This is a genomic window from Flavobacterium sp. (assembly GCF_044368625.1).
In the GTDB taxonomy this organism is placed as follows: Bacteria; Bacteroidota; Bacteroidia; order Flavobacteriales; family Flavobacteriaceae; genus Flavobacterium.
This window is the reverse complement of record NZ_JBIPPD010000028.1, coordinates 1-22,502: the sequence shown is the minus strand read 5'-3', so window position 1 is coordinate 22,502 and position 22,502 is coordinate 1. Positions and strand designations below refer to the sequence as shown.

The 22,502-nt window shown below is 35.0% G+C and carries 21 protein-coding genes; 10 read left to right on the top strand and 11 right to left on the bottom strand.

Annotated features, from left to right (window positions below; translation table 11 throughout):
- Window positions 1-106: 106 nt before the first annotated feature.
- From ACIQ2X_RS03925 to ACIQ2X_RS03900, 6 genes are all read right to left on the bottom strand, one after another.
- The gene (locus ACIQ2X_RS03925) at window positions 107-457 is read right to left on the bottom strand and encodes a cysteine peptidase family C39 domain-containing protein (protein WP_396177579.1); all 351 of its coding nucleotides are present in this window, start codon (window positions 455-457) and stop codon (window positions 107-109) included.
- Window position 458: 1 nt separating this feature from the next.
- On the bottom strand, window positions 459-1,757 hold the full coding sequence (locus ACIQ2X_RS03920; RefSeq protein ID WP_396177578.1) for an amidohydrolase family protein: 1,299 nt from the start codon (window positions 1,755-1,757) through the stop codon (window positions 459-461).
- A gap of 14 nt (window positions 1,758-1,771) precedes the next feature.
- On the bottom strand, window positions 1,772-2,587 hold the full coding sequence (locus ACIQ2X_RS03915; protein WP_396177577.1) for a tetratricopeptide repeat protein: 816 nt from the start codon (window positions 2,585-2,587) through the stop codon (window positions 1,772-1,774).
- Between the two features lie 46 nt (window positions 2,588-2,633).
- A complete protein-coding gene (locus ACIQ2X_RS03910; protein WP_396177576.1) occupies window positions 2,634-3,752 on the bottom strand; it encodes a hypothetical protein in 1,119 nt (372 codons plus the stop codon).
- A gap of 4 nt (window positions 3,753-3,756) precedes the next feature.
- Window positions 3,757-4,920, bottom strand: coding sequence for a PDZ domain-containing protein (locus ACIQ2X_RS03905; protein WP_396177575.1), 1,164 nt, complete (start codon window positions 4,918-4,920; stop codon window positions 3,757-3,759).
- A gap of 61 nt (window positions 4,921-4,981) precedes the next feature.
- The gene (locus tag ACIQ2X_RS03900; RefSeq protein WP_396177574.1) at window positions 4,982-5,230 is read right to left on the bottom strand and encodes a hypothetical protein; all 249 of its coding nucleotides are present in this window, start codon (window positions 5,228-5,230) and stop codon (window positions 4,982-4,984) included.
- A gap of 195 nt (window positions 5,231-5,425) precedes the next feature.
- Here ACIQ2X_RS03900 and ACIQ2X_RS03895 point away from each other — a divergent pair, with 195 nt between their 5' ends.
- From ACIQ2X_RS03895 to ACIQ2X_RS03850, 10 genes are all read left to right on the top strand, one after another.
- A complete protein-coding gene (locus ACIQ2X_RS03895) occupies window positions 5,426-5,653 on the top strand; it encodes a helix-turn-helix domain-containing protein (protein ID WP_396177572.1) in 228 nt (75 codons plus the stop codon).
- 163 nt (window positions 5,654-5,816) lie between these two features.
- Entirely contained in the window at window positions 5,817-6,563 is a 747-nt protein-coding gene (locus tag ACIQ2X_RS03890) for an electron transfer flavoprotein subunit beta/FixA family protein (protein ID WP_396177571.1), read from the top strand.
- A gap of 134 nt (window positions 6,564-6,697) precedes the next feature.
- Complete coding sequence (locus tag ACIQ2X_RS03885) at window positions 6,698-7,663, top strand: electron transfer flavoprotein subunit alpha/FixB family protein (protein WP_396177569.1); 966 nt, start codon at window positions 6,698-6,700, stop codon at window positions 7,661-7,663.
- A 105-nt stretch (window positions 7,664-7,768) separates the two neighbouring features.
- Window positions 7,769-8,389 carry a bifunctional nuclease domain-containing protein gene (locus ACIQ2X_RS03880; protein WP_396177568.1) on the top strand — a complete coding sequence of 207 codons (621 nt, stop codon included), beginning with the start codon at window positions 7,769-7,771 and terminating at the stop codon, window positions 8,387-8,389.
- Between the two features lie 152 nt (window positions 8,390-8,541).
- Window positions 8,542-9,366 carry a thymidylate synthase gene (locus tag ACIQ2X_RS03875; RefSeq protein WP_396177567.1) on the top strand — a complete coding sequence of 275 codons (825 nt, stop codon included), beginning with the start codon at window positions 8,542-8,544 and terminating at the stop codon, window positions 9,364-9,366.
- A gap of 212 nt (window positions 9,367-9,578) precedes the next feature.
- Window positions 9,579-11,750 (top strand): S9 family peptidase, encoded by a 2,172-nt coding sequence (locus ACIQ2X_RS03870; protein ID WP_396177566.1) that lies wholly within the window; start codon window positions 9,579-9,581, stop codon window positions 11,748-11,750.
- A 3-nt stretch (window positions 11,751-11,753) separates the two neighbouring features.
- On the top strand, window positions 11,754-13,298 hold the full coding sequence (locus ACIQ2X_RS03865; RefSeq protein WP_396177565.1) for a peptide MFS transporter: 1,545 nt from the start codon (window positions 11,754-11,756) through the stop codon (window positions 13,296-13,298).
- Window positions 13,299-13,431: 133 nt separating this feature from the next.
- Window positions 13,432-15,078, top strand: a complete 1,647-nt coding sequence (locus ACIQ2X_RS03860) for an MFS transporter (protein ID WP_396177564.1) — start codon at window positions 13,432-13,434, stop codon at window positions 15,076-15,078.
- Between the two features lie 56 nt (window positions 15,079-15,134).
- Window positions 15,135-16,880 carry a peptide MFS transporter gene (locus ACIQ2X_RS03855; RefSeq protein WP_396177563.1) on the top strand — a complete coding sequence of 582 codons (1,746 nt, stop codon included), beginning with the start codon at window positions 15,135-15,137 and terminating at the stop codon, window positions 16,878-16,880.
- A 46-nt stretch (window positions 16,881-16,926) separates the two neighbouring features.
- The gene (locus tag ACIQ2X_RS03850) at window positions 16,927-17,385 is read left to right on the top strand and encodes a thioredoxin family protein (protein ID WP_396177562.1); all 459 of its coding nucleotides are present in this window, start codon (window positions 16,927-16,929) and stop codon (window positions 17,383-17,385) included.
- 3 nt (window positions 17,386-17,388) lie between these two features.
- Here the strand turns inward: ACIQ2X_RS03850 and ACIQ2X_RS03845 are convergent, their stop codons facing one another.
- From ACIQ2X_RS03845 to surE, 5 genes are all read right to left on the bottom strand, one after another.
- Complete coding sequence (locus tag ACIQ2X_RS03845) at window positions 17,389-19,434, bottom strand: ComEC/Rec2 family competence protein (protein WP_396177561.1); 2,046 nt, start codon at window positions 19,432-19,434, stop codon at window positions 17,389-17,391.
- 22 nt (window positions 19,435-19,456) lie between these two features.
- Window positions 19,457-20,146, bottom strand: a complete 690-nt coding sequence (locus tag ACIQ2X_RS03840) for a C40 family peptidase (RefSeq protein WP_396177560.1) — start codon at window positions 20,144-20,146, stop codon at window positions 19,457-19,459.
- Window positions 20,147-20,334: 188 nt separating this feature from the next.
- Entirely contained in the window at window positions 20,335-21,447 is a 1,113-nt protein-coding gene (lpxB, locus tag ACIQ2X_RS03835) for a lipid-A-disaccharide synthase (protein WP_396177559.1), read from the bottom strand.
- Window positions 21,448-21,450: 3 nt separating this feature from the next.
- Window positions 21,451-21,723 carry a hypothetical protein gene (locus ACIQ2X_RS03830; protein WP_396177558.1) on the bottom strand — a complete coding sequence of 91 codons (273 nt, stop codon included), beginning with the start codon at window positions 21,721-21,723 and terminating at the stop codon, window positions 21,451-21,453.
- Window positions 21,710-22,492: a 5'/3'-nucleotidase SurE gene (gene surE, locus ACIQ2X_RS03825; RefSeq protein ID WP_396177581.1), complete on the bottom strand. Its 783-nt coding sequence runs from the start codon at window positions 22,490-22,492 to the stop codon at window positions 21,710-21,712. Before surE ends, ACIQ2X_RS03830 begins: the two co-directional genes overlap by 14 nt.
- Between the last annotated feature and the right edge of the window lie 10 nt (window positions 22,493-22,502).

The following is a 22,502-nucleotide window of genomic DNA, read 5'->3' as shown; positions in this document are numbered from 1 at the left end:
AACAGCATGAAAAAAATAGTCGTTTTTTTGGTGGTCAGTTTGAACTGGAATCAGGTGGTCAATTTGCTCCGGAATTGGGTGGTCAATTTGCACTGGAATTAGGTGGTCAATTTGACCGTTTTTTCCATGCAGGGTCGGCAACAAAAATTTTGTCTTTTGTAGTTTTATACACTACCACGAAATGCTTTTGACGCCAAGGCACGATAAAAGGTGTTGGAGCTTCTGAAACCAAACTTTCTAAAGCAATTCGCATCCCTAAAGTTCGCATTTCTATAGCTTCAGCCGCGTCGGCAATTCCTGCCATAGTTACTCCCATTCGAGTAATACCGGCCTGATCTCGTAAAAATTCTCTCGAGAAAGTTTTGCCATGAAACTTGGCTATCATTCTCAAACAAGTTGGTCCACAATCTCTGTAGTCAAGTTGCTTGTAGAATGGGAATTTATTTTTTTTGATCATGCTATTTTTCAACAGCTATTAAAACATCGCTACGCATTGCTTCCAACGCTTTTTTGTCTAGAAAATGATAGTTGTAATATACACCTTGTACCTTTTTTAAGGTGTTTAAATCTTCAAGTGGATTGGTGTCTAAGAGAATAAAATCAGCATCTTTGCCTACTTCTAGTGTTCCATAATTGCCCTTAAAGAAATTAGAAAAATTAACAGTTGCCATTTTTAGTATTTCATAATTAGATAAGTTGGCGTTTTTTAGCAACTGCATTTCACCCAAAACCCCAAAACCAGCAACCATATATTTAGAGGAAGCATCTGGACTTAAAATCATTGGGACGCCTGCCTCGTTTAATTGCTTGATTATTTTATATTTCTCGTCTAAGGCTTTTAGTTCATTTACAACCTCTTCATTAAAAGCTGCAACGCCCATTTTCTCGCGGTACTTATTTGTTCCCTCAACCCATTCTGCCATTTTGGCTTTTGAAATAAATTCCATTCCAGGCATATTACGGGATTCTTCAATGGTATATCTGCCAGAACCAACACTGTACCATGATAATGTGGGGCAAATTGTAAAACGCTTCTCTTTTAAAAAAGCAATTCTTCGCGCGATTGTTTCCGTACTTTCACCAGCAAGACCTCCTAAATGTTCAAATGAAGAATAATTGGACTCAAAAAGAATATTTTCGTTTAACTCAGTTCCAGAGGCCAATCGGGGATAATGTCCGGCAATAGGCATTTTATAAATTTTGCAAATGCTGTCCAGTTGTTTAAAAATAGGTTGGCTTTTGATACTCAAAATTTTAACAAAGTCGAACTTACGTTCGCTTGCCACTTTTACAAAATCCGACATTTCTGTAATACCCACTTCATAATTCCTGCTTATCGGTGGTGGCGACAAGTACATTTTAGGATAGTAACTATCCCCAGAATTAAACTTATCCCTCCACAGCACATGATTCCAGTTGCCACGCATCGAACGTATTTTGGTAACTCCATTTTTAAGATTAAGTTTTAAGTCTGTTTCCATTTCTTGTTCAGTAGCTGGAAAATGAACGTGTGCATCTGATAACGAAGGCATAATAAATTTGCCTTTTGCATCAATAGTTTCTTTTGCTTTGGTGTTTATTTTATCCCCAATTTCCGTGATTTTTCCGTCTTTTACAGCAAGCATTTTATTTTTCAAAACCTTGTTGTCTTTCATCGTAACGATGGACACATTTTTTATCATAAAATCAGCTTCTTGGGCTTGGCTTAAAAATGAATTTGTAAGCAGTAACGCTATTGAAATAATTAGTTTTTGCATGTTTTGGTTATTATTTATTTCCATTCTTTCTGATACGGGTACATTTCATAAACCGTATTGTCTTCATTAATTGTATATCCTCTTTTGTAGTCTTCTTCTGATTCTTTAATAAGTCGGTTATATTCTCCGATATTTCCTAATCTTCCCGAACAAATCCCCTTATAAAATTTGACATCAGAAAAATTAGGGTATAATGCTAATGCTCGGTCAAAAACTGTTATTGCTTCATTCCATTTTCGCTGTTCATATAAAGAAATACCATAATAAAATAAAGCTGTTGGATGTACCCAACTTTCTCCGTTTCTATTTTTCATTTCAAGCACATAATTAGTAAGCAATTTTTCAGCTTCCAAATAATTACATAATTGAAGATGACATAGTGCAAGATAAAAATCGTAGCTGTGATCCATTTCGTAATTATTGCCAAATTTTTTCTTACAATCTTCAAAATCAATAATTGCCTCTTGATACGTTTTTGCAAAAATGCACTTTATAAAAGCACGGTACGGCTGCCATCTTGCAGCATCGTATTTTACCGCCTTGTTTATGTACTGCATTCCAACCTCATACTTTCGAGCTTTAAAATAAGGCATCGCTTTTTGTTGCCATAAATACGCTATTGTACTGTCTTTTTTTATACCTGCATCTATACAATTTTGATATTCTTTCATCATAACCGTATAGTTCATTTTGTCGGCACAATCATAAACATGCTCTTGAACGATGGCTGCTTGTCGTGCTTTTTTGTCCACGGCAGTTTCGTCGTTTGAAGTCTGGCTTTGACAATTTATAAAGAAGAATGTCAGGAGAATAATAAAATTTTTAGTCATTTATCATTGGGTTTTGTTCTCGTTCTTACAGTTGTATAGAAAATGGTTAAAATTGATAATAATTGTTTCTGTCTTTTTCAAGAAATGACTCATACGAATTAAGCGTACAGAAATCTTCATATCTAAAATCTAAATCTCTATTTGATAAATCAAATTCTTGATGTAGTTTTTTATATTTTTGTAAAATATTCATACATTTTTGATCTAATGCATGATAGTATTCAATGCCTCTTGGGGTATAAACTTCGTCTAAGTTTAGCAACTCTAAACCTGTTCTAAATCTCGAAAATTGATCTGTCAATCTTCCTAGTAACTCGTGCTTTTCTCTGCCTGAAAACACGTTTTTTGTCAGCAAAATGTCAAAACATTCTACCCGTTGTGTTACCGTAAACAAACCATGAAAAGCACCATAAACGTTGCGGTAATCCCAATCTTGCTTGGTTAAATCCCGCATAATAATGTTGTCAACATCAATTTTAAAATACTCTTTTCGATTGTGCACTACATAATACAGGTAATTGTGTGAACCTTGATGTATTAGTTCTTCTATGTAATAAATAAGATTATTGTTGCCCAAAACATAAAAATACAACATCCCTAAAGTTTCGATGGAAGCAAAATTCAATATTTTAGGATTGTTGTGTAAATATATTTTCTTGTTTGCAAAAACAAGTTCTTCATAAAAAACTGGCAAATGTTCTTTTATAATTAAGATGGCTTTTTCCAGTTCTTGATACTTCTCCCTCCATGCTGATGCGTACTGAGGCTTTGGATTTACAATATGCCCCTTGTAATACTCAACAAAATATCTTTCTAAAACAGGATGAATTTCCTTTAAAATCTCAAAATGATCAACTTTTAATATGTCTTCAACTTTTCTATTTTCTTGATCAAAGTATCCTATACAAGGCACGTAAGCAACTCCAGCTTTGTTATAAGATGCCTTTAATATTAAAGATTCTTTCTCAACAAAATAGCCTTGCATGATTTCACATAACAGTTCTGAGGAAAATAAATCTCCTTTCTTGCTATTAAAATAAGCAAAAAATAAGGGGTCTAAAAATATATTGTCGTCCTCAAAATCTACTTTTTCTAGTAAAGAGGGATTTTCTTTGTAAATGAGGAGTTTGATGGTATTGATAATGTCAGTCAGAATTTCATTCATATATTTATGATTTTAAAAACACATTTAATCTAAATTCAATATCCTTTTCTTCCTCACCGCGCTTTATTTTCAGACGCAAAACATCATTTGCTTTAAGCTTGTTACTAAACATATCGATATCTATATTTTCTACTGGAACATTATTAATTTGAAGGATTTCATCATTCATTCTAATGCCTTTTCGGTAAGCTTCTGAATCTTCTACAACACGAGCCACGTACCACTTTTCGCCAGTATCAAAAAAAGAAATACCTCTGAACAGTTTTTTTATATTTTTATTAAAATTCTTATTAGGTGTGACCCATATTTTTTCTTTTCTATGGTCAAATATGATATTAAAATCATCCAATAAATCGTTACCAATAATCCCCATATAATTCGAATTTGCCAACATGCCTAAAGTATCTGTTGAAATAGTCGTAATGAAATTTTCTATTTTAAATTTGCCAATATTGATACTTGAAACTGGCAGAAAGTATCCGTTTGAATCTCCCCCAATACCACCTTTAGAATAAAACTTCTTTTTATTAAGGGAGTTATAAATTCCTTCTGTCATAAAGACATGATTGTTAAATATCGTTTGATCAGAACCAGTGTCAACCAAAAACTTTCCATAGATACTATTTCCATTATTTAAAGTTAGTGATAAATCTATATAAATACGACCGGCTTCAAAATGTGAATTTACTACCTCATAACCCTTAATAGAATTTGTAAAAGTAATTTTTTGTGAGACATAATCAATCATATAAGGGGTATCAGAAAAAGTTTCTAGCCCAAAAATCCCGTCAACTTGCCTTCCGACCATACTTTTTAAATCTAGCATTATTGCTATGTTGCTGTCTAAGTAATAATCCGTGTTAATATATTTGTAATGAATTGAATCTGTAATAACTTTAAGAATTTTTTTAGAATTTCCTATCCCCCCAATTTTTAAATCGGTAGTGATGTCTTTATAGCCACTTTCCTTACAAAATAAAGAATCTAAAACTATTCCATTACAGCCTGTATCGAATATAAAATTTCCTTTATACTTATCCGCTACCAATACATCTAGGTTTAAATATCCTTCGTAACGGATTGGTATAAAATTCTTTGAAATAATTTTAGTTGAACAAGACATAAGCAGGTAAGTAAATAGAAGTATGAAACCTAGTTGTTTTTTCATAATTTAAAAATAAAAAATAAGCGAAGAAAATCTTCGCTTATCAAAAGAAAAATTGTTTAATCTATTTTTTCGAAGTCCACTTGATTCCTACTCCTATTCCCCAGGCACCATTAGGGCCTAACGTTCCATTTAGATATCCTTCCCAAGTACCGCCAGTTGGAGGCGCTGGTGGCGCTACTACCGTTGGAAGTGGAGTAGCTGGAGCCCCATCATGGCACGCATTATCCGTTCCACCACTAATAGTTGCCAATAAATCCATTGAAGCTGTTGCTTCTGCTCTTTCTTTAAGAGCGTCTAATGATAATTTCATCTGTTTACTTTTAAATTGTTAAAAATTAATTTTCAACAAATCAACACAACTTCTACCTTTAGTACTTGCCCGTGCACTGGTGTTATAAAAGCGAAAATACATATTGTTTTTGTCTTGACAACAAACATAGTAAAAAAATGACATTAATGACAAATAAGTCATTATTTTTTTAATTAAGTAGATTGATATTGCCAAATGCCAAAGCAGTATCAAGATAAAGCACTTTTATTCGCTATAATTCAATTAATCAAAGAATTGAGAAAAGAGGATAATATTACCCTTGAGGTATTCTATTTTGATACAGGAATCCATCTAGCTCGAATTGAGCAAGGCAAGACCAATATCAGCATTTCCACTTTAGCTAAAATTTGTGCGTATTTTTCAATAAGTCTTAGCGAGTTTTTTGCAAGGCTCGAAAACTAAAAAAAGAATCCACTCCCTAATGACCGCATCACATCAAAAATGGCAGATTGAAACTTTTCACGAAATCGTTATAATTCGAAAATTTATTATGCATGCATAGTTCTTTTTTTAAAAATTAGTTGTATTTTCGTAACCAAAATTAGATAATCTAAATACAAAAAAGATGAAAATATTAGTTTGCATCAGTCACGTGCCTGATACTACTTCCAAGATTAATTTTACCAATGGAGATGCTGAATTTGATACCAATGGAGTTCAATTTGTAATCAATCCTAATGATGAATTTGGACTTACAAGAGCTATTTGGTTCCAAGAGCAACAAGGAGCAAATGTAACTGTTGTAAATGTGGGAGGTCCTGATACCGAACCTACTTTGCGTAAAGCTTTGGCGATTGGTGCTAACGAAGCCATTCGTGTAAATGCCGCTCCAAAAGATGGTTTCTTTGTAGCCACTCAATTGGCAGAAGTAATTAAAGCAGGAAGTTATGATTTAATTATCGCAGGAAAAGAATCACTAGATTACAATGGCGGAATGGTTCCAGGAATGTTGGCAGCTATTTTAGGCTACAATTTTGTAAATTCTTGTACCGAGCTAAAAGTAGATGGAACTTCAGCAACGGCTTCGAGAGAAATTGACGGAGGAAAAGAAATTGTTTCAACATCATTACCGTTAATCATCGGAGGACAAAAAGGTTTGGTTGAAGAAAAAGACTTGAAAATACCAAACATGAGAGGTATCATGACAGCCAGAACAAAAGCTTTGACCGTATTAGAACCGGTAAATTCTGACAGTACAACTAAATCTGTAAAATTTGAAAAGCCAGCACCAAAATCAGCAGTGAAATTGATCAATGCAGATAATTTAGATGAATTAATTAGTTTATTACATAACGAAGCTAAAGTGATATAAGCCTCCCCTAACCCCTCCGAAGGATGGGAAGTGTTGAGAAATAAATAATATTAAAATCGAATTTTCAGTAAGTATCTTTCACGAAAAGCTCGCAAAATACAACTTAGAACATACAACATATAACTCTTCAAATTATGTCAATATTAATATATGCGGAATCAGCAGAAGGAAAATTCAAAAAAGTAGCTTTTGAATTGGCTTCATACGCAAAAAAAGTAGCTGAAACATCAGGAACAACGGTAACTGCCGTAACTGTTAATACAACCGATGCTTCTGATTTATCAAAATACGGTGTAGATAAAGTATTGAACGTATCGAACGATCAACTCAAAAACTTTACTGCTAAAGCGTATGCAGATGTAATCAAACAAGCATCAGAAAAAGAAAATGCAAAACTTATTTTGCTTTCGTCTACAACCGATAGTTTGTACATGGCGCCACTAGTTGCCGTGGGTTTAAACGCAAGTTTTGCTTCAAACGTTGTTGGATTGCCTGTTAGCATGAGTCCTTTTCAAGTAAAAAGAACTGCATTTTCTAACAAAGCTTTTGTGGTTACTGAATTAGAAACCGAAGTTAAAGTATTGAGTTTAGCTAAAAACTCTTACGGATTGGTTGAATCCAGTTCTTCATTAACCCAAGAAGATTTCAACCCTACACTACACGACGGTGATTTTAGTGTAAAAGTGGAAAGTTTAGAAAAATCGTCAGGAAAAGTAACCATTGCTGATGCCGAAGTAGTAGTTTCGGGCGGACGCGGATTAAAAGGTCCCGAAAACTGGGGACTAGTTGAAGATTTAGCATCTGTTTTGGGAGCTGCAACTGCTTGCTCAAAACCCGTTTCTGATTTAGGATGGAGACCTCACAGCGAACACGTAGGACAAACCGGAAAACCAGTAGCTACTAATTTATACATCGCCATCGGAATTTCCGGTGCTATTCAACATATTGCAGGAATTAACTCTTCGAAAGTAAAAGTCGTAATCAATGCCGATCCCGAAGCGCCGTTTTTTAAGGTAGCCGATTACGGTATTGTAGGCGATGCGTTTGATATCGTTCCGAGATTAACTGAAAAATTACGCGAATTCAAAGCTAATTCGTAAATAATTTTTTAAATTGTGCCCTAATTAAGGCTATCTGAATTTAGATAGAAATATCAAGTTCAGATAGCCTTTTTTTTATTTACAAATTAATCTATTTTCCTAAAAATGAGCTTAGTAAAACTAACCATCAAAGGTATTTCATACAGCCAAACACAAAACGGAGCCTACGCTTTAATTTTAAATGAAGTGGACGGCGACCGTAAACTTCCCATTGTCATTGGTGCTTTTGAAGCCCAATCGATTGCTATTGCCTTAGAAAAAGAAATCAAACCCCCTCGTCCATTGACACATGATTTGTTTAAAAGTTTTGCCGACCGATTTGATATCGTGGTAAAACAAGTCATCATTCACAAATTGGTTGACGGTGTTTTCTTTTCAAGTATCATATGCGAACGGGATAAAATTGAAGAAATCATAGATGCCCGAACTTCGGATGCAATTGCATTAGCACTGCGGTTTTCGGCTTCTATATTTACCTATAAAAATATTTTAGACAAAGCGGGAATTTATCTTAAATCAAATCTTTCTGAACAAGAAGGATCAAGTGATAACGATGATATTTTATCTGACCCTGAAACTTTTGGCATCAAAGAAGAATCTAATGTCGCAGGCGATATGTATGCCAAACACAGCATGTCGGAATTAAACGATTTGCTTAATGAAGCCGTTGAGCAAGAAGATTATGAAAAAGCGGCGAAAATTAGAGATGAAATTTCGAGGAGGTAAAGCCTCCCCCGACCCCTCCGAAGGAAGGGAGTTAGGAAGTTGGGAGATGTGAGTTGCAGTGTTCAGTCGCAAATTAAAGCCTCGTTGATCAGTCACAGATCAATAAAATAAAACTTTGAACCTTTGAGCCTCAGTGGCAAAATAAAAATATTATGAAGCAATACCACGACCTAGTAAACCACGTTTTAAAAGAAGGTATTCAAAAAGGAGACCGAACAGGAACGGGAACCAAAAGTATCTTTGGCTACCAAATGCGCTTTGATTTATCCGAAGGTTTTCCGATGGTAACGACTAAAAAACTGCACTTAAAATCCATCATCCACGAATTGCTTTGGTTTTTAAAAGGCGAAACAAATATCGCCTATCTAAAAGAAAACGGCGTTCGAATTTGGGATGAATGGGCTGATGAAAATGGCAATTTGGGCCCCGTGTATGGCCATCAATGGCGGAACTGGAACAGCGAAGAAATCGACCAAATTGCGGAATTAATCGAAACTTTAAAAACCAATCCAAACAGCCGTAGGATGTTGGTTTCTGCATGGAATCCATCCGTTTTACCCGACACTACAAAATCGTTTGCAGAAAATGTAGCCAACGGAAAAGTAGCTTTACCGCCTTGCCACGCTTTCTTTCAATTCTACGTTGCAGAAGGAAAATTGTCCTGTCAATTGTACCAAAGAAGTGCTGATATTTTCTTGGGAGTTCCTTTTAACATTGCTTCTTATGCTTTGCTTACCATGATGATTGCCCAAGTTTGCGATTTAAAAGCTGGAGAATTCATTCATACTTTTGGCGATGCCCACATTTACAACAATCATTTTGAACAACTCGAACTTCAATTGTCTCGTGAGCCAAAACCATTGCCAAAAATGATTTTAAATCCTGAAATAAAAAATATTTTAGACTTTACTTTCGAGGATTTTACATTGGAAGGTTACGATCCTCATCCGGGAATTAAAGGAACTGTGGCCGTTTAAATCTCTACCACGAATTCTCGAATTAAAATATCACTTCAAAAATTTGATTGAATTCGAATTTTAGTCAAATACAAACCATTGGAAACTTCATTCGTATATTCGTGGCTTAAGATGTTGAAATTTTAAATCATCAAAATTAGCTTTTAACAGAAAATAGCACCATTTATTACTTTTTTTTCACTAAAATTGAATGTTTTTTTAATACACCAAAAATGAATCGCATCAAACAATCATTATTCTTATTTTTACTCGTTACTTTATCGGCTACCGCTCAACAAAAACTGACCTTAGAAGAAATTTGGGGAGGTGCTTTTAGGGCACAAGGAATGGACGAGCTTCAAGCCTTAAAAAACACCAATCAATACACGGTTTTAAACTTTGACAGGGCTTCGAGAAGTATGCAAATCGACTTGCATGATTATGCAACTTTAAAGAAAACCGCTACTTTAATTGATACTAAAAATCATCAAAGTCTTCCGATGATCGACAGTTACACGTTCAATTCTAAGGAAAATCAGATTTTGTTAGCGTGCAATTCCGATCAAATTTTCCGCCATTCTTTTGTGGCAGATTATTATTTGTACGACATCGCTTCCAAGCAATTGACCAAATTATTTGATTTCAAAGTGCAAGAACCTACGTTTTCGCCCGACGGAACTCAAATTGCCTATGCTAAAGACAACAACTTATTTATCTATAATCTTCAATCCAAAACATCCAAACAAATTACAACCGACGGAAAGAAAAACGCCATAATCAACGGAATCACGGATTGGGTTTACGAAGAAGAATTTGCTTTTGTAAAAGCGTTTGACTGGAATGCATCCAGCGATAAAATTGCCTATATCCGTTTTGATGAAGCCGATGTGCCCGAATTTTCAATGGACATTTTCAACCAAGGTTTGTATCCTGTTCAGCAGGTTTTCAAATATCCAAAAGCGGGAGAAAAAAACGCATTGGTCTCGCTTCATATTTATGATTTGAAAGCAAATAATGCCAAGCAAATCAATTTAGGAAATTACAATGATTTTTATATTCCAAGAATCAAATGGACGAATGAACCCAATGTTTTGAGTGCTCAAATCATCAACAGACATCAAAATAACCTAGACTTGCTTTTTATAGACGGAACTTCGGGAACTACAAAAGTGGTGTTGAATGAAAAAGACAAAGCTTATGTGGATATTACCGATAATCTCACTTTTCTCAAAGACAATAGCTTTATTTGGACGAGTGAAAAAGATGGTTTCAACCACATTTACCATTACGATAAAAACGGAAAATTGAAAAACCAGATTACAAAAGGAAACTGGGAAATCACGAAATATTACGGTTTGGATGAAAAATCGGGAACCCTTTTTTATCAATCGGTAGAAAATGGATCCATCAACAGAACTATTTATTCGATAAATTTAAACGGAAGCGGAAAGAAACGACTTTCGTCTTCAACGGGAACAAATGCAGCAACTTTCAGTCCGAATTTTGATTTTTATATCAATACTTTTTCAAACGCTACAACACCCACACAGTACTCTTTGAATGATGCCAAAACAGGAAAAGAAGTGCAATCCATCAAAAAGAACGATGGGCTTTCTTCAAAATTGAAAGCCTACGATTTACCTACAAAAGAGTTTTTCGAATTAGCCACTGAGACAGGACAAAAATTAAACGCTTGGATGATCAAGCCAAAGAATTTTGACGCCAAGAAAAAATACCCGGTTTTAATGTTCCAATATTCGGGGCCAGGTTCTCAAGAAGTAGCAAATGCTTGGCTGGACACTAATGATATGTGGTACATGATGCTTTCGCAAGAGGGTTACATTGTGGCTTGTGTGGACGGAAGAGGAACAGGTTTTAAAGGGGCAGATTTCAAAAAAGTGACTTATAAAGATTTAGGAAACCTAGAAGTGCAAGACCAAATTGACGCAGCAAAAACCATTGGAAAATATGATTATGTTGATGCCTCGCGAATTGGAATTTGGGGTTGGAGTTACGGAGGTTTTATGTCTTCAAACTGTATTTTGAAAGGAAATGACGTTTTCAAAATGGCAATTGCAGTGGCTCCTGTAACAAACTGGCGTTTCTATGATTCGGTTTACACCGAAAGATTTTTGCAAACACCAGCCGAAAATGCTTCGGGTTACGACGATAATTCTCCAATCAATCACGTGAGTAAGTTGAAAGGAAAATACCTTTTAATCCACGGAACAGCTGATGACAACGTACACGTTCAAAACACGATGTTGATGGTAGAAGCCTTGGTGCAAGCTAATAAACAATTTGACTGGGCGATTTATCCCGACAAAAACCACGGCATTTACGGTGGAAAAACGAGACTGCAATTGTATACAAAAATGACTAATTTCATTAAAGATAATTTATAAAATATGAATAATACATCACTAGAACAAGAAACGTTTTTTGGACATCCGAAAGGACTTTTTATTTTGTTTTTTACTGAAATGTGGGAACGATTTTCATTTTACGGAATGAAAGCTTTGCTGATTTTCTATTTAACAAAATATCACTTATTTTCGGATGAATCGGGCAATTTACTAATCGGAAGTTATGCTGCATTGGTTTACGCAGTACCCGTAATAGGTGGTTTTATTGCCGATAAGTATTTAGGATTTAGAAAAGCTATTGTTTTTGGAGGTGTTATGTTGGTTTTAGGACATTTAGGAATGGCTTATGAAGGAAATGCAGCAACTCAATCGATGACTGGGGAAATTGTCCGAGATAATGCGGCGTTGCAAATTTTTTACTTTTCCTTATCATTAATTATTGTGGGAGTAGGGTTTTTAAAAGCAAATATTTCATCTTTAGTTGGTGAGTTATATGTTACAGGAGATAAACGAAGAGATTCTGGATTTACAATTTTCTATATGGGAATTAATCTAGGTTCATTTTTAGCAACACTTATTTGTGCTTGGTTGGGTGAAAACTATGGTTGGAGTTACGGATTTGGAGCGGCAGGAATCGGAATGTTCTTTGGATTAATCACCTTCATTGCAGGAAAAAGATTTTTAGAAGGAAAAGGAGAATCAAAAGTTCCGGAATTCTTAGTAAAAACATCTTTGGGTATCAAAAACGAATGGTTAATTTATATCGCAAGTGCTTTGTCCGCGCTGTTTTTCTGGCAAATGGTTCAAAGTCATGAGGCCGTTTCTTGGATATTGAAAATTGCTGGAGGCTTGTCATTTCTATATATTGTATATTATGCTGCAACTCAATTAGGCGGAAAAGAACGCGATCAATTAGTGGCATTGACCATTTTAATTGTTTTCACAATCGTTTTTTGGGCATTATTTGAGCAAGCCTATACATCTTTGAATTTATTTGCGGATCGGATTTTGGATCGTAATGTGCTGGGATTCGAATTAACAGCTGGACAATTTTTAAGTTTTAATGCTTTGTTTATTATTTTATTAGCTCCAGTTTTTGCTTGGTTATGGGTTAAATTAGGAAAGTATAACCCGAATACAGCCGTAAAATTTTCGATTGCATTGATGTTAGTGGGTCTTGGTTTTGGCTCATTGGTTATGGGAATAAATGTTTCCGACACTGGAAAAGTAGCCGCTTTTTGGTTGATTTTAACCTATTTCTTGCATACTTGTGGAGAGTTAAGTTTGTCGCCAGTAGGCTTATCAGCTGTAACAAAACTTTCACCCGTAAAAATTGTTGGTTTTATGATGGGGGTTTGGTTCTTAGCAACGGCAAGTTCTGAATTTATAGCATCAGTTTTGGCCAACATCGCCTCAATCGACACTTCAAGTGGCACAGCTCCAGATTTGAATTTAGCCAAACAAAGCTATTTGAAATTATTCGAATACTTATTTTACACAGGAATAGGCGTGGGAGTCTTTCTGTTACTACTATCTCCAATTATTAAAAAATTAATGCATGGAGTTGATAAGGAGTTAAACAACTAAAATAATACTTAATAAAATTCCTAAAAGCGACCTCAACAGTCGCTTTTTTTATTTCATTATAAACAAGAAATTGTACACTTTTATTTACTTTATTTGTAAAACAAAAGCAATTACTAATCCTTAAAATTTATCCATGGAACAAAATAACAATCCTACTTTTTTACAATCCATTTCGTCATTCAACAAAAACTTTTGGCTTGCCAGCTTTATGGAGCTCATGGAACGTTGGGCTTGGTACGGCATTTTTGCGCTTTTTGGATTGTACCTCGTAGGTTCAACAGATGAAGGTGGTTTGGGTTTTAACCATATTCAAAAAGGAAATATTATGGCCAACGTCACTGCCATCCTCTACCTTTTACCGCTGTTTTTCGGTGTGATTGCGGATCGAATTGGTTACAAACTTTCGCTTACTATTTCCTATATTATCATGATCGCGGGTTATTATTTAATGGGTGAAGTAAGTACGTATTGGAGTATGTACATGGTTTTTCTTTTGGTGGCCGTTGGAGCCGCTTTTTTCAAACCCGTAGCTTCCGCAATCGTCGCTCGAAATACCGATGACACTACCGGTACAATGGGCTTTGGAATATTTTATATGATGGTGAATATTGGTGGATTTGTAGGTCCTGCAATGTCGTCCTATTTACGAACAGAACACGGTTGGAAAATTATTTTTATTCAAGCAGCTGTTGTGATTGGGCTTAACTTGATCTTTCTGTTGCTTTTTTACAAAGAACCAAAAATCGATAAAACTCACAAGGAACCTATTTTAACTGAAATCAAAAATTCTTTACTCAATATTGTTGAAGCCTTAAAAGATACACGATTGACTGTTCTTTTGATTTTGATGATTGGTTTTTGGACAATGTACAACCAATTATTTTATACCCTTCCCAATTTTATAGAAGACTGGATTGACACCAGCGTACTAAGCAATTGGATCAACGAAAATATTCCTTTTTTAAGTAAAACCATCACGCAAGACGGTCAGGTAAAAGCCGAATGGTTTGCCAACTTGGATGCTTTTATGATTATTATTTTACAAATTGCGGTTTCGTATTTTGTGATCAAAATGCGTCACATCAATGCCATCATTCGTGGAGCAATTATCGCAACTATCGGTGTGAGTTTGACTTTTTACACCCACAATGTTTGGTTCACGGTTTTTGGAACAATGATTTTTGCCATTGGCGAAATGATGTCAAGTCCTACCCTATCTTCATTTATTGCCTTGATTACACCCAAAGGAAAGGAAGGTTTGTACCAAGGAACTTATTTTTTACCCGTTGCTGCCGGAAATTTCTTTACCGGTTTTATCGCTGGCGATTTGTACCAAAAATGGTCGGATAAACTTTCTATTCTGCAGACCGAAATGACCAAGCGAAACCTTTCGATGCCTAAAGTGGTTAGTAAAGAAGAATTTATCGAACAAGGTTCTCAAGCCTTGAATTTATCCATTTCCGAATTTGAGAAACAATTTCATCTCAAAGATGCAAACCTGGATTATGCAGCAATTGGAACACAGTTTACAGAATTGGCTACTGCAAAAGGTATTGATGTTTCTGCCATTCAAACACCTTTCTCAAAAAACGAATATTTTGCGTTAGCTTCCGAAAAACTCAAAATGACGCATTGGGAAATGACCGATATGCTTTGGAACAGTTACAGTCCAAATAAAATCTGGTATGTGGTATTTGCCGTTGGTCTTGTATCTATCGTTGCATTAATAATTTACGATCAATTTGTGGTAAAAGCGCTAGAGAAAAAAACTCAAAACTAAAAACAATTTAAAATAAATTAATTTTTTGACTATCTTTCGCAACCAAAATAAAAATTATGAGTAAAAATTCAACAGATCAGTTTTTCGAAAGCACCGTTTTAGGACATCCTTCTGGGCTTTTCGTATTATTTTTCACAGAAATGTGGGAGCGATTTTCATTCTACGGAATGAGAGCTTTATTAGTAATGTTTTTTACTTCCACTGCTTTAAACGGCGGTTGGGATTGGACGCGCGAACAAGCGATGGCATTATTTGGATCTTATGTAGGCTTGGTCTATTTATCAACCATGATGGGAGGCTATTTTGCCGATAAAAAAATAGGGTACCGTTACGCTGTTTTGATTGGAGCTTTACTGATGACTTTAGGTCATGGAGCTATGGCTTTGGAAACACCTTTCTTTATCTATGCAGGTTTAATTTTACTTGTTTTTGGAAATGGCTTTTTCAAACCAAACATGACCTCAATCGTTTCGGAAATGTACAAAGACCGACCGGAAAAGAAAGACGGAGCTTATACTATTTTCTATATGGGTGTGAATTCAGGAGCATTTTTCGGAATCGTACTTTGTGGTTACTTGGGAGAACAAGTGGGTTGGAACTGGGGATTCGGTCTGGCAGGAATTTTTATGCTTTTTGGATTGATTCAATTCTGGCTTTCGCAAAATATTTTTGGCGATATTGGTTTAAAACCTGTTAAAAAAGAAGTGGCTTTAACGGACGAATTCAATGACAAATTAAATCCATTTCCCGTTTGGCAATTGGCTTTAATTGGTTTGATGACCGTTCTTGGCTTGGTCTGGATTATTTTCGAACCTGCAAAAATTATTACGAATGGAGCCTTAGATATTTTCAACTTCAATGTTATGGGGCTTTCCGGTAACAACTTTACGATCTTGATTGCCATTCTTCTTTTTCTTTTTTTATTGGTTTACCGAATTATGAGTTATTCTCAAATCACAAAAGAAAAAATGATTGCAGTATCGTTTTTTGCCTTTTTAACTATTTTCTTTTGGGCAATTTTTGAACAATCACCTGGAACGTTGACCATTTTTGCAAACGATTATACCAATAGAGTTTTAGACGGTAGTGCAGGAATGATTTTTAAGTTTGTCAATGCTGCAATTGTAGTTGTTCCGCTTGGTATCATTACTTGGGTTTTGATGTTGCTCTTTAAACAAACTTTTGCAAAATATTCCGTAGCAAATTTAGTTCTTGCAACAAGTTTTGTTATTATTTGGGGAATCGCAATTTGGATGCTAAAGAATCAGTTTTCCGAAGATTCTTTGGAAGTGCCTGCTTCTTGGTTTTCTTCGCTCAATTCACTTTATATTATTGCCTTAGCACCCTTGTTTTCTAAATGGTGGGAAAGTAAATACAATCCTTCAGCAAATATGAAATATGCTTTAGGAATGGTCTTTTTAGCCGTAGGAATGATTACTGTTGCAATTGGTGCATCGGGAATAGAACCTGGAGCAAAAACAGCATCTGTAAGCATGATATACCTTATTTTAGTGTACTTATTTGTGACTATGGCGGAACTTTGTATTTCTCCAGTGGGATTATCCTACGTTAGTAAACTTGTTCCTGCCCGAATGATTGCAATGATGTTTGGAATTTGGTATTTAGCTGTTGCAATCGGAATGAAAGGTGCTGCAAAATTTGGAGAAAACATAGACAAAATTGCCGATGAAAATGGCTTGAGTTACTTCTTTTGGATGTTGGCCATCGTTTCATTGATCGTCGGTTTTGTGTCATTGGTAATGTCTCCAGTTATTAAAAAACTAATGCACGGGGTTCGATAATTTATCGGCATAATTTTTGAAAACCACTTTTTAAAGAATATTCAAAATGAAAAAAATAATTTTATTACTATTATTTGTAAGTTCACTTACAATAAATGCCCAAGAACTTACTTGGCACACAGATGTAAACAAAGCCAGTGAATTAGCCATTAAAAACAAAAAACCTTTAATGCTATTTTTTACGGGAAGTGATTGGTGTGGCTGGTGTATTAAATTACAAAAGGAGGTTTTTAAAACACCCGAATTTGTAAAATGGGCCACCGAAAATGTGATATTAGTGGAGCTGGATTTTCCTAGACGAAAACAATTGGCTCCCGAGTTACTCCAACAGAATAAAAATCTAGAACAAATGTTTGCCGTCAGAGGCTACCCAACCGTTTGGTTTGTTACACCCGCATTAGTAGATGGAAAAATGACTTTCAATCGACTTGGAAGCACTGGATATGTAGCGAATGGCCCTCAAGGTTGGTTGCCTGGTGCGAAACAAATTTTGGCCAACAAGTAAAAATTAGTCTTCAAGTTTATAGAATCCCTTTTCGGCAATAGCATGAAAAGGGATTTTTTGTTGGACACAGGTTTTGTTTAGTTGTTCCACAACATTTTTATAGTTTGAAGCGTCTGCAATAACTATTTCCGGTTGATAATGCGTCAAAACACGTTCAAAATTCATTTTTGGTGATTGCGTAATTAAAATTACATTAGGCTTTAAGTCCGGCACAAATACAGCTGTACTATCTAGAATTAAGATTTTCTTACCCTTAAAAAATAAAAGGTTAGGAATTTGTTTAATTTCTACAACATTCGTTCCATTTGCAACGTTAAATGATTGAATATTTCGATCGTTTTTTATGGACGTTGCATCTAAATGATTAGAAAAAACAGCAATTTTGTTTCCCATCCGTTCTGCAACTAATGAAGAGTTTCTGGCTTCAAAAATCACCAGCTCATTTTTGCTTCTATTATTCAAATCGAACGAAAAATAGCTAATTTGGAAAAGTAGGATAGAAAACAAAAGCAAAGCACTTGTTCTAAAATTTTGTCTAATTACAAACCATCCAAAAGCAAAAACAGCTAAAAATAAACTGGTCATCATCCAAAAGTCGAATGGTATATCCTTAAAAATAAAAGCTTCAAAAGAGGCAATTTTTTCGACAATAAAATTTAAAAACCAAATCAGTTTCTCTAAAATCTTTGACATAAATGTGGGTATAACTGTCCAATAGGCAATTAAAACTAAAATTAATCCAACCCCCATAATCACGGTTATTAAAAACATAATCAACAAATTGGCCATAAAAAACAAGCCTGGAAATTGATGAAAATAATACAAACTTAGCGGCATAGTTCCAAGTTGAGCAGCAATAGTTATGGTAAAAACATCCCACAAATGACTCGCTATTTTATTTTTAGGTTGCCATATCCTAGCGAATTCTGGCTGTAGCCAAAGAATAAAAAATAAAGCCAAATAGCTCAATTGAAAACCCACGTCGAATAAAAATGATGGTTCAAATAACAGAATGAGAAAAATGGAACAATAGAAAGTGTAGAAAATATATGTTTTTCGCCGCATGTACATTCCAATTGCCACAAACGAAAACATCGTAACAGAGCGAACTACAGACGGCGTAAACCCCGCAACTAAGGAAAAACTCCACAAAATAATAATCAGTGTAAGTACTTTAAATACTCGAAATCGATTTGAATTGGGTAAAAAATTTAGAAAAAAATTCAAGAAAAGCAATACAAAACCAACGTGCAATCCAGAAACCGACAAAATATGAATTACACCAGCATGTTGATAATTTTGAAGCACAGTTGGGTCTAAATCTTGTCTTTGACCAAGGATCAAAGCGTGTACAACGCCTAACTCTTTTTCATTCAAACTACTTTCTCTCAAGTTTTCAATCACACGACTTCTAAAAATAGCACTGTGATAATACATACTTTTGTCGGTTGTACTAAAAACAGAAATCGATAAATCATCTGTATAAACTTGTCCGTATATTGATTTGTTTTTCAAAAAGGCACCGTAATCAAATTGATCGGGATTCAAAGGTTTTTGAAGCAAAAATATCGGTGCGGAAATGGCCAACTTCATTCCAATTTTTGGGTCAATTGTGGTTTTGTCCCGCTTAAAATTGACTAAAATTTTTCCAGTAGCAAGCTGGTTATTCAACTGATATATTTCTGCAACAAATCGGTCATTTTTAGCAGTTGGTTTCCAACGCTCGACAAGTACAACCTTTAATTCTACACTTTCCTTAAATCCGCTCAATGCATGGGAATAGTGCTTTGGATCATTGTCATCTTGATGCAGCAGAGATGAAAAATTACCTACAGTAAAAGCCAATAGAAGACAAACCGCGGTGAAAACTTTTGATAACAAACGGTTAGATTTAACTCTAAGAAGTAAAAATACAATCAAGAAAGTGGAAAAATTTACCGCAAGTAAAATCAGGCCAGTAGTAAAACCAATATCTACATATCGGTTAAATACAATGCCAAAAACTAAAAATAATGTTATTTGAGTTAACGGATATTGCAGCACTTTCATAATTCGAAAGTACTAAAAAACATTATAAGTTTGACAAAACGCGATTGATTTGTGCGAAAGTTTTGCTATAGTAACTCTCTTTAGTAGAAGAGATTATAACGCCTTGCGAGGTTGAAGAATGGATAAATTTAATCTCATCACCAATAATATCAACCACCATTCCTACGTGATTAATCACCCGTTTACCGTTGGTTCTGAAAAATATCAAATCGCCTTTCTTTACTTTTGCAGAATCAATTTTCTCCCCCACGGTTGCCATATCACGAGAAGATCGAGGTAAAGTCATGTCAAACAAATTGTAAACTGCCGTGACCATACCCGAACAATCCATTCCAGCAGGAGAAGTTCCTCCTCCGCGGTACCGAACGCCTAAAAACTGCATCGCATTATTAATCATTTGCAAGGCAACGTAATTTTCGGGTTCAGTTATTTCAATATCATCGGCATTGGCATCTGATATTATATACTTTAAATTTGAAGTATTTGAAGGAGTATTTCTAGAAGGTTTCGAATCCGCTTTTTTGGCAGGTTTCTTAGTTACCGGTTTTTCAACCGCTATTGCTAAATCGGATTTCGAATCTGAATTTGCAGCGGGCTTTTCATAAATCCCTTTTTTAACTGCTTCTTTTTTAGAAGTAACAATTTGGCTGTAGCCAAAACTTACCGTAAATAGTAAAATTAGCGTAAAATAAAGACTTTTGTAATTTGACATATTTTATTTTTATTTTTCAAACAATTGCACTGAATTGCTTTTAGATTTATAGATAAAAATGCTTTTTCGACAGAAACGGATCAACGTAAAAACGTTTTCTACTTTGCAAATATTATACCATGCACAAATATAAGAAAAAAAATTTCGAAATCAAATCATAATGAATTGATTTCAAGTTAAATAAATAGTTAGCTTATGGCGCCAACAATCAATTTGGCGGTTTTATCACTCGCGCCAGCACCTCCCAACTGCTTTTCTAATTCTTGATAATCTTCTAAAATACGATTTCTACACTCCGGTTCGAGTAAATTTGCTAGTGATACTACAAGATTTTTAGTGTTAAATTCATCTTGGATGAGTTCTTTTACTACTTCCCTATCCATAATTAAATTTACTAAAGAAATGTATTTAAGGGTAATGATGCGTTTGGCAATTTGGTAAGAAACCCAACTCCCTTTGTAACACACCACTTCGGGAACTTTAAACAAAGCCGTTTCTAAAGTAGCAGTGCCTGAAGTAACTAAAGCCGCGTGAGCCACCGACAATAAATCGTAGGTTTTATTAGCAATAAAATGTACATTTTCATTTTTCAAAAACTTTTGATAAAACGAATATTCTTGGCTTGGTGCACCGGCTATCACAAATTGATAATCGTGAAATTTATTCACAACGCTTAACATTACTGAAAGCATTTTGGTAATTTCTTGTTTACGACTTCCAGGTAATAAAGCAATAATCGGTTTATTGTCCAGATTATGCTCTTTTCTAAACGCAGCTTCGGTACTGACCTTTCTATTATTAATAGCATCAATCAAAGGATGTCCAACGAAATGAACAGGAAAATGATGCTTTTTTTCATAAAAATCTTTCTCAAAAGGCAAGATAATATACAAAGCGTCAAAGTCACGTTTTATTGCAGTAATCCTATTTTCTTTCCAAGCCCAAATTTGCGGTGAAATGTAATAATGGGTTTTTATTCCTCTTGCTTTTGCCCACTTTGCAATTCGCATATTAAACCCCGGATAATCAATAAAAATAATGACATCAGGATTGAAATGTGCAATGTCGGTTTTGCACTTTTTGATATTTCCTAAAATGGTTTTTAAATTCAGAATTACTTCTGCAAAACCCATAAAAGCCAATTCTCGGTAATGTTTAACCAACGTTCCACCCGCCTTTTCCATCAAATCGCCACCCCAAAACCGAATGTTTGCAGCAGTATCTTCCTTATAAATGGATTTGATAAGGTTGGAACCATGTAAATCGCCTGAGGCTTCTCCCGCAATAATATAGTATTTCATAATTTAAGCAAAAAGTGTCAAAATCGTTAAAAGCAAGGTTGCAAACACCACTCCTCGCGCCATCATTTCCTTATCCAATTTTAGCAAAAGAAAAAATACACCTAGATTTAAAATCGCACCCAAAGCAATTAGTTTGCCCAATTGCCCTTGTGATTTCAAAATATAAAAACCTTCCTCAATTGTATAATCTGTAACAAACTCCATATAAAGGTAAACACCAAGGGCGGCTGTTACAATTCCAATAAGTACACCGTACAATAAATCAATTTTTTTCATTCCAATTCCATGTGTTTAGTTGTTGCATCGCATGATGTGCAGTCAAATCAAAATGAACAGGAACGACAGAAATATAATCATTTGCCAAAGCCCACTCATCGGTATCATTTCCTTTGTCGAGATTTACAAATTCGCCTGTCAACCAATAATAATCACGACCTTGGGGAGTTTGTCGTTTATCAAATTTTTCTTGCCAAATGGCTTTCGCCTGACGGCAAATCTTGATCCCCTTGATATCACTTTCAGTTAACTTTGGAATATTTACATTCAAAACCACTCCTTCAGGCAATCCATTTGAAAGAACTTCTAAGGCAATTTTTCGGATAAAAGTTTTGCATTGACTAAAATCGGCATTCCAATCATAATCCAATAATGAGAATCCGATGGCTGGAATTCCTTCAATTCCGGCCTCAACTGCAGCACTCATCGTTCCTGAATAAATCACGTTTATCGAAGAGTTCGAACCGTGATTGATTCCAGAAACACACAAATCCGGCTTTCGTTTTAAAATTTCGGCTACCGCCAATTTTACACAATCTACCGGAGTACCCGAACAACTGATTTCTTTAAAAGGAGCGTTTTTATCCGAAATTTCGTTTAAATACAAGGTATTGTTGATGGTAATAGCATGACCTGTGGCACTTTGCGGTTTATCTGGAGCTACTACTATTATATCTCCTATTTCTTTCATTACTTCAATTAAAGTTCTGATCCCAGGTGCAGTAATTCCATCATCATTGGTAATCAAAATCAGTGGTTTTTTTTTCATATTGCGAACA

Coding starts and splice junctions, on each gene's coding strand:
- ACIQ2X_RS03855 (WP_396177563.1), top strand. CDS start 15,135: ATGAGTAAAAATTCAACAGATCAGTTTTTCGAAAGCACCGTTTTAGGA.
- ACIQ2X_RS03875 (WP_396177567.1), top strand. CDS start 8,542: ATGAAGCAATACCACGACCTAGTAAACCACGTTTTAAAAGAAGGTATT.
- ACIQ2X_RS03845 (WP_396177561.1), bottom strand. CDS start 19,434: ATGAAAGTGCTGCAATATCCGTTAACTCAAATAACATTATTTTTAGTT.
- ACIQ2X_RS03925 (WP_396177579.1), bottom strand. CDS start 457: ATGATCAAAAAAAATAAATTCCCATTCTACAAGCAACTTGACTACAGA.
- ACIQ2X_RS03865 (WP_396177565.1), top strand. CDS start 11,754: ATGAATAATACATCACTAGAACAAGAAACGTTTTTTGGACATCCGAAA.
- ACIQ2X_RS03885 (WP_396177569.1), top strand. CDS start 6,698: ATGTCAATATTAATATATGCGGAATCAGCAGAAGGAAAATTCAAAAAA.
- ACIQ2X_RS03900 (WP_396177574.1), bottom strand. CDS start 5,230: ATGAAATTATCATTAGACGCTCTTAAAGAAAGAGCAGAAGCAACAGCT.
- surE (WP_396177581.1), bottom strand. CDS start 22,492: ATGAAAAAAAAACCACTGATTTTGATTACCAATGATGATGGAATTACT.
- ACIQ2X_RS03850 (WP_396177562.1), top strand. CDS start 16,927: ATGAAAAAAATAATTTTATTACTATTATTTGTAAGTTCACTTACAATA.
- lpxB (WP_396177559.1), bottom strand. CDS start 21,447: ATGAAATACTATATTATTGCGGGAGAAGCCTCAGGCGATTTACATGGT.
- ACIQ2X_RS03915 (WP_396177577.1), bottom strand. CDS start 2,587: ATGACTAAAAATTTTATTATTCTCCTGACATTCTTCTTTATAAATTGT.
- ACIQ2X_RS03870 (WP_396177566.1), top strand. CDS start 9,579: ATGAATCGCATCAAACAATCATTATTCTTATTTTTACTCGTTACTTTA.
- ACIQ2X_RS03830 (WP_396177558.1), bottom strand. CDS start 21,723: ATGAAAAAAATTGATTTATTGTACGGTGTACTTATTGGAATTGTAACA.
- ACIQ2X_RS03860 (WP_396177564.1), top strand. CDS start 13,432: ATGGAACAAAATAACAATCCTACTTTTTTACAATCCATTTCGTCATTC.
- ACIQ2X_RS03920 (WP_396177578.1), bottom strand. CDS start 1,757: ATGCAAAAACTAATTATTTCAATAGCGTTACTGCTTACAAATTCATTT.
- ACIQ2X_RS03905 (WP_396177575.1), bottom strand. CDS start 4,920: ATGAAAAAACAACTAGGTTTCATACTTCTATTTACTTACCTGCTTATG.
- ACIQ2X_RS03895 (WP_396177572.1), top strand. CDS start 5,426: ATGCCAAAGCAGTATCAAGATAAAGCACTTTTATTCGCTATAATTCAA.
- ACIQ2X_RS03910 (WP_396177576.1), bottom strand. CDS start 3,752: ATGAATGAAATTCTGACTGACATTATCAATACCATCAAACTCCTCATT.
- ACIQ2X_RS03890 (WP_396177571.1), top strand. CDS start 5,817: ATGAAAATATTAGTTTGCATCAGTCACGTGCCTGATACTACTTCCAAG.
- ACIQ2X_RS03880 (WP_396177568.1), top strand. CDS start 7,769: ATGAGCTTAGTAAAACTAACCATCAAAGGTATTTCATACAGCCAAACA.
- ACIQ2X_RS03840 (WP_396177560.1), bottom strand. CDS start 20,146: ATGTCAAATTACAAAAGTCTTTATTTTACGCTAATTTTACTATTTACG.